Genomic DNA, 12,754 nt, shown 5'->3' on the forward strand with positions numbered 1-12,754 from the left:
AAGGAGCTGTGAAGCGTCATGTACGACCCCACAGTCGCCCGGCTCACCTACCGGGCTCTGCTCGGCCGGCGCCGGGCCGCCATCCTGTTCGTCCTGCCGGTTCTCCTGGTGGCCATCGCCGTGGCGGTGCGGGCGTTCGCAGGAGCCGACGACGGCGTGGCCTCCGGTGTGCTGGGCGGCTTCGCCATCGCCACCATGGTGCCGCTGATCGGTGTCATCGCGGGGACCGGTGCCATCGGGCCGGAGATCGATGACGGCTCGATCGTCTATCTGCTGGCCAAGCCGGTGAAGCGGCCGACGATCATCTTCACCAAGCTCATCGTGGCCGTCGGTGTGACGATGCTGTTCTCTGCGCTGCCGACGCTGATCGCGGGCCTGATCCTCAACGGCAACGGCGGGCAGATCGCCGTGGCCTACATGATCGCGGCGCTGGTCGCCTCGATCGCGTACAGCGCGCTGTTCCTGCTGCTCGGCACGGTCAGCCGGCACGCTGTGGTCTTCGGCCTCGTGTACGCCCTGGTCTGGGAGGCCCTCTTCGGCAGCCTGGTACCGGGCGCTCGGACGCTCAGCGTGCAGCAGTGGTCCCTCTCGGTCGCCGAGAAGGTCGCCGGAGACGGCCTGGTCACCTCGGATGTCGGTCTGCCGCTCGCGACCGTCCTGCTGGCCGGCGTCACGGTCGTCGCCACGTGGTACGCGGGTCAGAAGCTTCGCGCGCTGAAGCTCGCCGGCGAGGAGTAGGACGCGCCCCCCCCGCAACCCCCGCCCCTCGGGCGGGGGTTGTTCCGTGCGCGGGGCGGGTGGGTCGCGTGACTGTACGTTTTTCGGCTCGTTGTACAGGGTGCGTGGAGGCAACTGGAATCTGTGGCGTCGAGCTTTCGTGAATTCGGGGAATGCCGGCAGCGGTGAGGCGAGCGCCCGACCGGCCGGTCATCGAGTGAGTGGCAACCGTGAGCGACCTCCGCCCTCGCAGCCCGGGGACAGGGCGGTCCTTGCCATTTCCACGCACGCACGAGAGGCACACCCATGCCCACGGAAGTCGCCCTGCTCGAATCCCAAGCCCTCCGGGTCGAGCAGATGGGGCGCGTCGAAGTCCTCGACAAGGTCAAGAGCCTTGTCATGCTCCCGGACGGAATTCACCTTCGCACAGAGGATGTGGCCCGGTACTTCGAAGTATCCACGGAGGCCGTCAAGAAGCTGACCCAGCGCCACCGCACCGAGGTGGAGGAGAACGGCCTCAGGCTGATGCGCGGCGCTGAGCTGCGCGCCTTCCATAGGGACATGATGTCCCTATGGAAGGGGGAGGGGGCGGAAAGTTATCCACAGGCCCCCACTCAGCTCACGCTCTACACCCGCAGGACCGTGCTCAACGTCGCCATGCTTCTTCGCGACAGCGACATCGCGCGCAGCGTCCGCACCCACCTTCTCGACGCGGAGGAGGAGCTCAGGGCCTCCTTTGTCTCGCTCGACCGGCGCGTCACCCGTATCGAGGGATGCCTCGCCGACGTGGGAAGCGCGCTCCAGGAGCTGGGTCCGGTGCTCGGCCGGATGTCGCAGCGGCTCGACTCCCTCGACCGGAAGCTCGATGTGACGTACCAGGTCGTCGGTGCGATCAGCCTCCGGCTCACCGATGTCTCGCAGGACGTCATCCGGCTCGATGCCCGCATGGATGACCTCGCGCACCGGCTGAGGGATCTGGGCCGCCGCAGGAGTGGCTGACGTACGGCGGGGGCCACCGGATAAATGAGTGGTCCCCGGACGGCGGTCTCGGGCACAGTGAGGGGACGGCGCGGGGCGGCGCCGTTCACAGACCGGGAGAGGAGCGCGGCGATGACCAGGAGTCCGAGTCCGTCGTGTTCCCGACAGGGCGGTCCGCAGCCGGCACCGCGGTAGCTTCATCAGCTGCCCGCGCAGTCGCCGCGGCAGGACCCCCGGGTGGCCCTTCGCGCTTCTCGCGCGCCGGCCACCTCCCGGAGGATTGGCCGAGTGGTAAGGCAGCGGCTTGCTAAGCCGTCGTCGGGGCGTGAGCCCCGCGCGCGTTCGATCCGCGCATCCTCCGCCGAAGCCGAAGCCGAAGCCGAAGCCGAAGCCGAAGCCGAAGCCGAAGCCGAAGCCGAAGCCCGTCCGGCTGGACGACCCGGCCCTACACGCGCGGGGCCGTCCGGAGCAGCTCCTCCAGCACGATCGCGATGCCGTCGTGCTCGTTCGACGCGGTGATCTCGTGCGCCACGGCCTTCAGTTCTTCGTGCGCGTTGGCCATGGCGACGCCGTGCTGCGCCCAGCCGAACATGGGGATGTCGTTCGGCATGTCGCCAAAAGCCAGCGTGTCAGAGGCCTTGAGCCCCAGACGGCGTGCGGCGAGTGAGAGCCCGGTCGCCTTGCTCAGCCCCAGGGGCAGGATCTCCACGACGCCCGGGCCCGCCATGACGACGTTCACCAGGCTGCCGACGGCTTGGCGCGCGGCATCGGCCAGGGCGTCGTCGTCGAGCTCCGGATGCTGGATGTAGACCTTGTTCAGCGGAGCGGTCCACATCTCGGCGGGGTCGTTCATGTAGAGGGCGGGAAGCGGTCCCTCCTGCACCCGGTAACCCGGTCCGACCAGCACCTCGCCATCGAGTCCGTCACGGCTCGCCGCCAGCGCGAGCGGACCGACCTCGGCCTCGATCTTGGACAGCGCGAGCCCCGCGAGCTGCCGGTCCAGGGTGAGGGAGGTCAGCAGCTTGTGTTCGCCCGCGTCGTAGACCTGCGCACCCTGACCGCACACCGCGAGACCCTTGTAGCCCAGGTCGTCCAGGATGTGGCGGGTCCACGGCACCGCGCGTCCGGTGACGACGATGTGCGCGGCGCCGGCCGCGGTGACCGCGGCCAGCGCCTCCCGGGTGCGGTCGGAGACCGTGTGGTCGTCGCGCAGCAGGGTGCCGTCGAGATCGGTCGCGACGAGCTTGTAGGAGAAGGTCACTTGGAGACCGGCTCCAGCAGCTCGCGGCCGCCCAGATACGGACGGAGAAGCTCGGGCACACGCACCGAGCCGTCGGGCAGCTGGTGGTTCTCCAGGATCGCCACGATCGTGCGCGGTACGGCGCAGAGGGTGCCGTTCAGCGTCGACAGCGGCTGGACCTTCTTGCCGTCCCGCATGCGGACGGAGAGCCGGCGGGCCTGGAAGCCGTCGCAGTTCGACGCGGAGGTCAGCTCGCGGTACTTGCCCTGGGTCGGGATCCACGCCTCGCAGTCGAACTTCCGCGAGGCCGACGCCCCCAGGTCACCGGTGGCGACATCGATCACCTGGAACGGCAGCTCGAGGCCGGTGAGCCACTGCTTCTCCCAGTCCAGGAGCCTGCGGTGCTCGGCTTCGGCGTCCGCAGGGTCGACGTACGAGAACATCTCGACCTTGTCGAACTGGTGGACCCGGAAGATGCCCCGGGTGTCCTTGCCGTAGGTGCCCGCCTCGCGACGGAAGCACGGCGAGTAGCCGGCGTACCGCAGCGGCAGCTTGTCGGCGTCGATGATCTCGTCCATGTGGTACGCGGCGAGAGGGACCTCGGAGGTGCCGACCAGGTAGTAGTCGTCCTTCTCCAGGTGGTACACGTTCTCCGCGGCCTGGCCGAGGAAGCCCGTGCCCTCCATGGCGCGCGGGCGCACCAGCGCCGGCGTCAGCATGGGGACGAAGCCGGCCTCGGTGGCCTGCGCGATCGCCGCGTTGACCAGGGCCAGTTCGAGCAGTGCGCCGATGCCGGTCAGGTAGTAGAAGCGTGATCCGGAGACCTTGGCGCCGCGCTCCATGTCGATGGCGCCCAGCGCCTCGCCGAGCTCCAGGTGGTCCTTCGGCTCGAATCCCTCCGCGCCGAAGTCACGGATCGTGCCGTGCGTCTCCAGGACGACGAAGTCCTCCTCGCCGCCGACCGGCACGTCCTCGTGGACGATGTTGCCGAGCAGCAGGAGCAGTCGCTTGGCCTCGGCATCCGCCTCGTCCTGTGCGGCGTCGGCTGCCTTGACTTCGGCCTTGAGCTGATCGGCCTTCTTGAGGAGCTCGGCACGCTCCTCGGGGGTGGCCTTGGGGATCAGCTTGCCGAGCGACTTCTGCTGGGAGCGGAGTTCGTCGAAGCGGACGCCGGACGACCTGCGCAGTTCGTCGGCGGAGAGCAGGGCGTCGACGAGCGCGACGTCCTCTCCACGGGCGCGCTGGGAGGCGCGAACACGGTCGGGGTCCTCACGGAGCAGGCGAAGGTCAATCACCCCTCAAGGCTACCGGTGCGGGGATCCACCACTCGAACCGATATCGACGAGCGTGGCGCTTTGCCCGAATTGCCGGAATCGATAATCCTGGGGGAAACGAGAGGCGGGCAGGAGGGTGAAGATCGTCAATAAAAGGGTCTCATTGCCTCTAAAAGGGAACAAGTGCGCCTTGCGCTTGACGCATCACCGGTGTGTGCGCGGGGAGTTGGGGGCGCCGGAGGGGCGGGTTGTCCACAGGGCGTAGTTGATCAAATTAGTTATCCACAGGCTGTGAAGAAGATCTGTGGATGCCGGAAGAGATCGTTCCGAAAGCGGCATGAGGGGGCAAGGATTCGCGACTCAAACCCGCCCCACGCACTCATTCGGGTGGGTATTCCACGTTCCAATGAGTTGATCAACGGAATTGGAGTGACACGGGGGGAGGTGCACGGGTGTGGGGGATCCAGGGCTACTGGGGCGATTTGTCGACCATGTCGTGTTGCGGTGTCGACTTGTCCCCAGGTTGCGAGGGGGCCCTGTGGATAACTTTGGGTGGCATGAAAATCTGCAGGTAGGACCGGCGGGAATCGTGACCGGCCCGCCCCCGCAGGCTTCAGACCCGACCGTCCTGGCTGCGGGCCAGCCAGTCGGACGCCTCGGTGAAGTCCGTGTCCGACGTCCCGATCCGCAGGGCGCTCACCTCTTCCGGCGTCACCCCGGCGCGCGGATATGAACCGAGGAACCGCACATTCGGGCAGATCCGCTTCAGCCCCATCAGCGCCTCGCCGACACGGCGGTCCGCGATGTGCCCCTCCGCGTCCACGGCGAAGCAGTAGTTCCCGATTCCCTCCCCGGTGGGCCGGGACTGGATCAGCATCAGGTTGACCCCGCGGACGGCGAACTCCTGGAGCAGTTCGAGGAGGGCACCAGGACGGTCGTCGCCGAGCCAGATGACCACGGAGGTCTTGTCGGCGCCCGTGGGCGCGGACGGCCTGGCCGGACGTCCTACCAGCACGAAGCGGGTCTGGGCGTTCTCCGCGTCGTGGATCTCCGTCACCAGAGGTTCCAGTCCGTAGGTCGCCGCAGCGAACTCGCCGGCGAAGGCGGCGTCGTAGCGCCCCTCCTGGACCAGCCGGGCGCCGTCCGCGTTCGAGGCCGCCGACTCCCACACCGCGTTGGGCAGATGGGTCGCCATCCAGTTGCGTACCTGAGGCTGCGCGGCAGGGTGGGCCGTGACGGTCTTGATGTCCGACAGCTTCGTCCCGGGGCGCACCAGCAGCGCGAACGTGATGGAGAGCAGCACTTCGCGGTAGATCATCAGCGGAGCGCCCGAGGTCAGCTCGTCGAGGGTCGCGCTGATCCCGCCCTCCACGGAATTCTCGATGGGGACGAGTGCCGCCGCGGCCTCCCCGCCGCGCACCGCGTCCAGTGCGGCCGGCACGGAGACCATCGGGACGAGTTCGCGGGTGGCGGCTTCGGGGAGGGTACGGAGGGCCACCTCGGTGAAGGTGCCTTCGGGACCGAGGTAGGCGTAGCGCGTGGCTGACATACGGTCACCCTAATGGGCCGATGGGCGGCGCTGTGTGCCTCACGTCCACCGACGGACGGGGGCCGTGCCCCTCACGCCTCCAGCAGGCGCTGTCCCACGTACTCCCCGGACGCGGCACCTCCGGGTACGGCGAAGAGGCCGCTCGCCTCGTGCCGGATGAACGGTGAGAGCGCGTCCCCGCGGTCGAGCTTGCGCTGGACCGGAATGAAGCCCTTGAACGGATCGGCCTGCCAGCAGACGAAGAGCAGTCCGGCGTCCGGGGTGCCGTCGTCGGAGATGCCGTCGTGGTACGAGAACGGGCGGCGCAGCATCGCGGCGCCACCGTTCTTCTCGGGGGAGGAGATCTGGGCGTGGGCGTTGTCGGGGATCAGCAGCTTGCCGTCCGGCCCCGCCTTGTCCAGGTCCATCGCGGTGTTCTCCGAGCCGCCGCTGAGTGGTGCGCCGTCCGCCTTGCGCCGCCCGATGACCTGTTCCTGGCGCTTGACCGTGAGTTCTTCCCAGTCGTCCAGGAGCATCCTGATCCGCCGGACGACGGCGTACGAGCCGCCTGCCATCCAGGCGGGCACCGATGAGTCCTCGGACGGTACGAAGATCCGCTTCTCGAAGTCGCTCTCACCAGGTTCCGGGTTGTTGGTGCCGTCGACCTGGCCCATCAGATTGCGTGTTGTCATCGGCCGGTCCGTGGCGCCCGGGGTGCGGTTGAAGCCGTTCATCTGCCACCGCACCCGGGCTGTCGAGCGGGTCTCCTTCTGAAGGGCGCGCAGGGCGTGGAAGGCGACGAGCGCGTCGTCGGCGCCGATCTGTACCCAGAGGTCACCGTCGGACCGCTTGGTGTCGAGGTGGTCGGAGGAGAAGGCCGGCAGCGGGTCCAGGGCGGCCGGGCGCCGATCGGTCAGGCCGGTGCGCGTGAAGAACGTTCGTCCGAATCCGAAGGTGATGGTCAGGGAGGAGGGACCGGCGTCCAGGGCCACCCCGGTGTCGTGGCCCCGGCCGTTCTCCGCCGCCTCACCGGCCATCAGCCGTTCCGCCACGGCCGACCAGCGGCGCATCAGGGCTGCTGCCTCCTTGCGCCCCGCGCCGGGCGTCAGGTCGAAGGCGATCAGGTGCCCGCGGGCCTGAAGCGGAGTGGTGATCCCCGCTTGGTGTTTCCCGTGAAACATCGCCCGGGTCGAGCCGACCGTGGTCAGCGGCGTCGGTGCCTCCCCCCGGGTCGCGGCGTAGCCGCCCGCGCCGCCTGCAGCGCCCAGGACAAGGCCTGCCGCTCCGGCCGCTCCCGCGCTGCCGATCAGTTTCCGCCGGGAGACGACGCCCGTGCCAGCGGGGCCGGATCCGTCGCGGCGGACGGCGGCGGTGCCGCTCTCCCTGGGGTCGTCCTTCTTCTTGCTCACCCTGCTCAGCCGATCTTCACGTTCTTGTCGATGGTTGTCTGGTCGATGTCCGACGTCCGTACTGTCACGGCGACCTTCCAGTCGCCCGCCATCGGGATCTGCACGCCGCTCGCGGTCCAGTGCCCCTCCGTGAGGCGGTCGGGGACGACCGGCAGCGGGCCGATGTCCTTGGACTCCAGAGTGAAGGCGAGCTTCACCTCTGGGACGTTCAGCGGTCGTCCGTCGGGCCCGTCGATCCAGAGGTGCACGCTGTTCGCGCCGGTTCCGCCGGGCGAGATGTCCAGGCGCACCGTCCCCTTGCCGTTCTGGCCGCCGGTGTCGAAGGGCAGACTCAGATTCACCTGCCCGCCGGTCAGCGGTGCGGCCGCCGCCGTGGTGCTGCCGCGGGCGGCCTCCTCCTCGGTGCGGCCGGGCTCCGTGGACGTCAGGATCGTCGTGACGACAAGCAGCACCACGGCGATGCCCGTCTCCACCATCACGGAACGCCGTAGCCCTGAACGGTCCGGATCGGCGTCGCGGGCGCGCTTCTCCTTCGTCGCCGTCACAGCGGCGCGCTGGCGGAGGAGCTGTGCGGCGCGCTCCGGAGCCACCTCCTCGTCGGGTACGGCGGCCGAGGCAGCCGATTCCGTCGGTTCCACCGAATCGGCAGCCGGAGCGGCTTCGCCGGTGGATCCGGTGAGCCGCCCCGTCCACCGCCGGGATATCCACGCGACCCCGACGAGCACGGCGACGAGCGCCACCTTGACGAGTAGCAGCTGCCCGTACCTGGTGCCGGTCAGCGCGGACCACGAACCGACCTGACGCCAGGACTGGTAGAGCCCCGTCCCGGCGAGGACGAGCACGCTGCCGAACGCCACACGCGAGAACCGCCGAACCGCACCGCTCGTGATGTCCGGCGTCCGGTGGAGGGCGACCAGCAGCGCGGCGAGCCCGCCCAGCCAGCCGGCCACGGCGAGCAGGTGGAGCACGTCGACCGGCATGGCGATGCCCGGCTGGATCCCGGTCGAGGCGTGCTCGGCCAGGGCCCATGTGCCGGCGATACCGGCGGCGATGACGGCTCCGCCTATCGCGAGTCCGAAGGTGAGGTCCTGCTTCTCCTTCTCGTCCTCGCGCTTGGCGTACGCCCCGAAGAGGACGGCGATGAAGAGCGCGGAAGCGCCCAGGAGCAGCAGCCGGGAGACCAGCGCGGCCCCCGGCTTGGTGTCGAGCACGGACTGGAGGCCGTCGAGGTCGAAGGCATCCGCGAGCTTGCCGGAGCCGGTGTACGGATTGCGCAGGAGCAGCATGGCCAGGGTGGCCGCGGTGAGCGTGACCCAGCCGCGTACGACGAGCCGCTGCAGCGGCCGAGCGCCGGCACCTTGCTGCCAGCACGCGAGCACGAAGGCCGAACCGCCCGCGAGCAGGATGAATCCGGCGTACGCGGCGTAGCGGGCGATGCCGTAGAGCGCACCCACGAGACCGCCGCCGGCTCCGTCCGAGGGCAGCGCCACGGTGGTTTCGGAGGGGGCACCGACGGAGAAGGTGAAGGCTCCCGAGACCGGATGGCTGTCCGCGGACACCGCCTGCCAGGCCACGGTGTACGTGCCGTCGGGCAGACCGCTGTGGAGCTGTACGCCGTACCGCACGGCACCGCCGCTCGTCAGATCACGGGGAGCGCCGGCGTCGGCCCGCTTCCCGCTCGGGTCGAGGACCCGGATCGAGTCGTCGTCCATGGCGATCTGCTCGGAGAAGGTGAGCGTGACGTCCTTGGGGGCGGTGGCGACCACCGCCCCGTCCTGCGGGTCGCTCCCCGTGAGAGCGGCGTGCGCGGACGCGGGACTCGCGCCTGCCAGCACCAGGCCGAACAGCAGACTGATCAGCGCGGCGAGGAGCGCGACCGCGGCGAGCGGCCGTCGTGTCGGGGAGGGCCCGAAGCGCGGGGCGGTGGCTGTCATGGGGTGTCAGTACCTCACTGCTTCTTCGGGTTGTAGGTGGTCTCCTTCACGGGAATGTCGACCGTGATGGGGTCGGCCTTCTCGAAGTGCAGTTCCACGGAGACCGTTTCTCCCCGCTTGGGCTGCTGCTTCAGTTCCGTGAACATGATGTGGCTGCCGCCGCGTTCGAGGTCGAGCTCGCCACCGGCGGGCACCTCGAACGACGTCACCATCCGCATCGTTTGGTTCTTCGTCTCGTGGATGGACACGTGGTCCGAGAGAGAGCTGGTCACCGAGGTGAGCCGGTCGGTGGCGTCGCCGCTGTTCTTCACGAGGAGGAAACCGGCCGCCATGTCGCTGACGGGCTGTGGCATGAAAGCCCCGGTCACCTCCAGCCGCGGCACGGTGTCCGAGGAACACGCCGTCAGCGCGAGCCCGGTGGTGAGGGTCAGGACGCCGGCGACGGCCGTGCGGCGGTTCACGGGGCCTCCCCCTTGACGAGCTTCGGGAGATCCTCGGTGTAGTCCTCGGCCGTGGTGTCCTCGCTGTAGAGCACGTACCCCTTGTCGGTCTTGGGGGAGAACGCGATGACCTGGGACCCGTGCATCGAGACGACCGTGCCGTCCTTCTCCTTCTTCGGCGGGTCGATGCCGATGCCGATCTGCCGTGCTCCCGCCTGGATGGTCGGGAAGTCGCCGGTGAGCCCGGTGAAGTCGGGGTCCTGGGCCCGGAGCCAGCTGCTGAGGGACGTCGGGGTGTCCCGTTCGGGGTCCGTCGTGACGAAGACGACCTGGAGCTTGTCCTGGTCGGCCTTGGGCAGGGCCCGCTTGGCGATGGCGATGTTGCTCATGGTCAGCGGGCATACATCGGGGCAGTTGGTGTAGCCGAAGTAGATGAGGGTCGGCTTGCCCTTGGTCTGCTCGCGCAGGTCGTACTTCTCGCCGTGTGTGTCGGTGAGGACGAGGTCGGGCTTGGTGAACGGCTGGTCGAGCACCGTCGCGGGCTGGGACCCCGCCCCGGAGGAGACCTCGGCGACGGAATTGTCCGCCGAGTCTCCGCCGCTGCCGCAGGCCGACAGGGTCAGTGCGGCCACGGCGGCGAACGCCGCGGCCAGCACCGTCTTCTTGCTGTGCATGGAGAACTGATTCCTGATCTGTGGATACGGGTGTTGGAGCCGGTGGGATCAGGCGCTGCGGCGGCGCCCGGCGAGGACGCCGAACGCGACCCCCGCGACGCCTACGACGATGCCGACGATGCCCAGGACGCGGGCGGTGCTGTCGCTGTTCGACGAGGAGGCCTCGTCCGAGGACGCCGTGGTCTCCTTCGCCGCCTCTCCGCTCTTGTCATCCGCGGCGGCACCGTGGGCGTCGGCCGCCGGGGCGGTCAGCGCGAGGACGGGGGCCGGGCTCTCGGGCTCTTCACCGCCCTCGGTGGGCTCCTCGATCCAGCGGACGACCTCCTTGTTGCTGTACGTCTGGAGCGCCTTGAAGACGAGCTGGTCGGTGTCCTCGGGCAGCTGCCCGACCGAGAGAGGGAACTGCTGGAAGAAGCCGGGCTCGATCCCGCTGCCGTCCGCGGTCCAGGTGACCTTGGAGACCGCTTCGTTGATCTTCTTGCCGTGTACCTCGAGCGGCTTGGCCAGCTTGCTCTTGGTGACTTCGATCTTCCAGCCGGCCACCGGCTGCGGGCTGACGGACGCCAGCGGGTGGTCCGTCGGGAAATTGACCTCGAGCTTGACGGTGGAGGCGTTGTCGCGCTCGTTGGGGACCTTGAAGTTGACGGTGGCGTAGCCGCCCTTGGCGGCCTCGCCCTGCGGCTGCACGCTGACGTGTGCGGAGGCGGTACCGGCGAGCAGCAGGACGGTGGACGCGGCGACGCCGCCGGCGAGGGCGATGCGGGAAACGTTCATGGCAGGGATCACTCCACAGGACACGAGGAAAGGTGGTCCGGCGCGCGGAGGCGCGACGGCATCACGACCACCTCTTCTCCGGAATCCCGGCGGAGGGGTCGCGTCAGGCTGCGCGTACGTATACGGCCGGCGGGCCGCGCCTGATCACCATGTGCTGCAGGGGATCCCCGGTGGCCGGCGCGGGGGCGTCGACGGCGCTGCGGAGAGGGCGCGGCCCGGTCGTGGGACGCCCCTGAAGTCCCGCACGCAGTGTGCGTACGAGCGCCATCGCCGCACGCAGGGCGCGCAGTCTGGCCCCGGCCGCGAGCTGTCGGCCGCCCTGCGCCGAGAGCCTGGCCAGCCGGAAGAGCGCGATCTCGCCGCGGCGCAGCAGCCAGCCGGTGGCGAGCGCGGCGAGCAGGTGCCCCAGGAACATGGGCAGGCTGGGCAGGCCGGACATCACCGTGGCCAGGACCGTCGGGTCGGCCGCGGAAGCGGCGTCCGGGGCGGCTGCCGCTCCCGATGCCAGATGGGTGTGTCCCTGGGCCACGGCCGCGGGGTCCAGCCCCGCGGTGGTCACGATGCGGTGGGCCTCGCCGGCGCTCAGCTGCGCCGGTCCGGCACCGCACACCAGCCCGGCGGCGAAGCGGATCAGCGAGTCGTCCCCGGACCCCGTCGAAGTGGCCGGCGCGTGCCGCCCGAGCCCGAAGAGGATGTGGAGGGCGAGCTGCCCGGCCGCGAGGGCGGCGGTGATCGAAAGGAGGGTCCGCTCACGTCCGGCGAGCAGTGCCGTGGCCGTGAAGACTCCGGCGAAGCCGGCCAGCAGACTCCACCCGGGCACACCCACACCTGCGGCGAGGCCATGTCCGGCGGCGGCGAGCACGACGCAGACCGCGGTGAACACCGCGGTCCTCAAAAGCCGCATACCGGCTCCGGCGCGTGCGACAGGCATAGACATGGCCGGGTCATCATCCCACTGGGCCCCCGGTCTCCGTACGGCAGGTCCGGAAGGTCGGCATCCGTCCCCATCAGGGAGTGATCAGGGGGTGTTGCACCTGTTCATGGATGCTCAGGGGCCGTGATCCGGGCCCGCATACACCGGTGAGCGGAATATCCGCATCCGCCGAATGAGCGCTGTCACAGCGGATTCGTGCTTACGAAGTGCCCATCGCGGCAATACGTAACGGTATGTCGAGCCGCAGCCAGGAGGCTGGAGCATGAGCATGTGGTGGTCACTCCATTTGCGGCGCGAAGCTGCGAGCGTTCCGCTCGCCCGGCGTTTTCTGCTCGGCACCATGGAGACGGCGGGTGTGGATCCGGACATCTCCTACGACCTCTCGGTCGCACTCAGCGAAGCCTGTGCGAACGCCGTCGAACACGGTGGCGGCCGGGGGGACATGGGTGGGTCCGGGGACGCGGGCCGCGCTTCCGTCGGGGACGAGCGGTCCGGCCACGCCTGCGGGCAGTACCGGGTCACCGCATATCTGGACGGCGAGAAATGCCGTATCGAAGTCGCCGACTCAGGGCCCGGTTTCTCCTCCCGGCGCACGCTTCGCACCGCCGCACAGCCATCCGCGGGGCATCCGTCGGATTCGCAGCCGTCCGCCGCTCACCCGGCGGGCGATCTTTCGCACGAGCGCACCACGGCGCATCCTCCGGCCACGGCCGAGAGCGGGCGCGGGCTCTGCCTGATCGAGGAGCTCGCCGACCACGTCCACTTCGGCAACCGGCCGGGGCGTGGCGCGGTGGTGAGCTTCGACAAGGTCCTGAAATGGCGGGAGGGCGCGCTGCTCATGGTGTCCTGAGC

Annotated in this window: 12 protein-coding genes and 1 tRNA gene; 4 read left to right on the forward strand and 9 right to left on the reverse strand. The window is 69.5% G+C overall.

The window, feature by feature from the left end; all coding sequences use genetic code 11:
- Nucleotides 1–18 precede the first annotated feature (18 nt).
- From ACFWFI_RS15120 to ACFWFI_RS15130, 3 genes are all read left to right on the forward strand, one after another.
- Nucleotides 19–738: an ABC transporter permease gene (locus tag ACFWFI_RS15120; RefSeq protein ID WP_387389554.1), complete on the forward strand. Its 720-nt coding sequence runs from the start codon at nucleotides 19–21 to the stop codon at nucleotides 736–738.
- Between the two features lie 285 nt (nucleotides 739–1,023).
- Nucleotides 1,024–1,716, forward strand: coding sequence for a hypothetical protein (locus ACFWFI_RS15125; protein ID WP_387389556.1), 693 nt, complete (start codon nucleotides 1,024–1,026; stop codon nucleotides 1,714–1,716).
- Between the two features lie 253 nt (nucleotides 1,717–1,969).
- Nucleotides 1,970–2,056 (forward strand) — tRNA-Ser (locus tag ACFWFI_RS15130).
- 84 nt (nucleotides 2,057–2,140) lie between these two features.
- On the opposite strand, the gene ACFWFI_RS15135 is transcribed toward ACFWFI_RS15130, so the two are convergent.
- The 9 genes from ACFWFI_RS15135 to ACFWFI_RS15175 all read right to left on the reverse strand — a co-directional run bounded on the left by ACFWFI_RS15135 (nucleotide 2,141) and on the right by ACFWFI_RS15175 (nucleotide 11,905).
- Nucleotides 2,141–2,956, reverse strand: a complete 816-nt coding sequence (locus ACFWFI_RS15135) for an HAD family hydrolase (RefSeq protein ID WP_387389559.1) — start codon at nucleotides 2,954–2,956, stop codon at nucleotides 2,141–2,143.
- On the reverse strand, nucleotides 2,953–4,230 hold the full coding sequence (gene serS, locus ACFWFI_RS15140; protein ID WP_387389561.1) for a serine--tRNA ligase: 1,278 nt from the start codon (nucleotides 4,228–4,230) through the stop codon (nucleotides 2,953–2,955). Before serS ends, ACFWFI_RS15135 begins: the two co-directional genes overlap by 4 nt.
- A gap of 592 nt (nucleotides 4,231–4,822) precedes the next feature.
- A complete protein-coding gene (pheA, locus tag ACFWFI_RS15145; protein WP_387389564.1) occupies nucleotides 4,823–5,758 on the reverse strand; it encodes a prephenate dehydratase in 936 nt (311 codons plus the stop codon).
- Between the two features lie 71 nt (nucleotides 5,759–5,829).
- Nucleotides 5,830–7,146: an iron uptake transporter deferrochelatase/peroxidase subunit gene (gene efeB, locus ACFWFI_RS15150; protein ID WP_387389567.1), complete on the reverse strand. Its 1,317-nt coding sequence runs from the start codon at nucleotides 7,144–7,146 to the stop codon at nucleotides 5,830–5,832.
- A gap of 5 nt (nucleotides 7,147–7,151) precedes the next feature.
- Nucleotides 7,152–9,080: a copper resistance CopC/CopD family protein gene (locus tag ACFWFI_RS15155; protein WP_387389570.1), complete on the reverse strand. Its 1,929-nt coding sequence runs from the start codon at nucleotides 9,078–9,080 to the stop codon at nucleotides 7,152–7,154.
- Nucleotides 9,081–9,094: 14 nt separating this feature from the next.
- On the reverse strand, nucleotides 9,095–9,541 hold the full coding sequence (locus tag ACFWFI_RS15160; protein WP_387389573.1) for a copper chaperone PCu(A)C: 447 nt from the start codon (nucleotides 9,539–9,541) through the stop codon (nucleotides 9,095–9,097).
- Nucleotides 9,538–10,194, reverse strand: coding sequence for an SCO family protein (locus tag ACFWFI_RS15165; protein WP_387389576.1), 657 nt, complete (start codon nucleotides 10,192–10,194; stop codon nucleotides 9,538–9,540). The genes ACFWFI_RS15160 and ACFWFI_RS15165 overlap by 4 nt, the downstream gene beginning before the upstream one ends.
- 48 nt (nucleotides 10,195–10,242) lie before the next feature.
- A complete protein-coding gene (locus tag ACFWFI_RS15170; RefSeq protein WP_387389579.1) occupies nucleotides 10,243–10,968 on the reverse strand; it encodes a YcnI family copper-binding membrane protein in 726 nt (241 codons plus the stop codon).
- 103 nt (nucleotides 10,969–11,071) lie between these two features.
- Nucleotides 11,072–11,905, reverse strand: coding sequence for a hypothetical protein (locus ACFWFI_RS15175; protein WP_387389581.1), 834 nt, complete (start codon nucleotides 11,903–11,905; stop codon nucleotides 11,072–11,074).
- A gap of 259 nt (nucleotides 11,906–12,164) precedes the next feature.
- Between ACFWFI_RS15175 and ACFWFI_RS15180 the strand changes: the two genes are divergently transcribed.
- Nucleotides 12,165–12,752, forward strand: coding sequence for an ATP-binding protein (locus ACFWFI_RS15180; RefSeq protein WP_387389584.1), 588 nt, complete (start codon nucleotides 12,165–12,167; stop codon nucleotides 12,750–12,752).
- Nucleotides 12,753–12,754: the final 2 nt, after the last annotated feature.

This window comes from Streptomyces sp. NPDC060209, assembly GCF_042728155.1.
GTDB lineage: Bacteria > Actinomycetota > Actinomycetes > Streptomycetales > Streptomycetaceae > Streptomyces.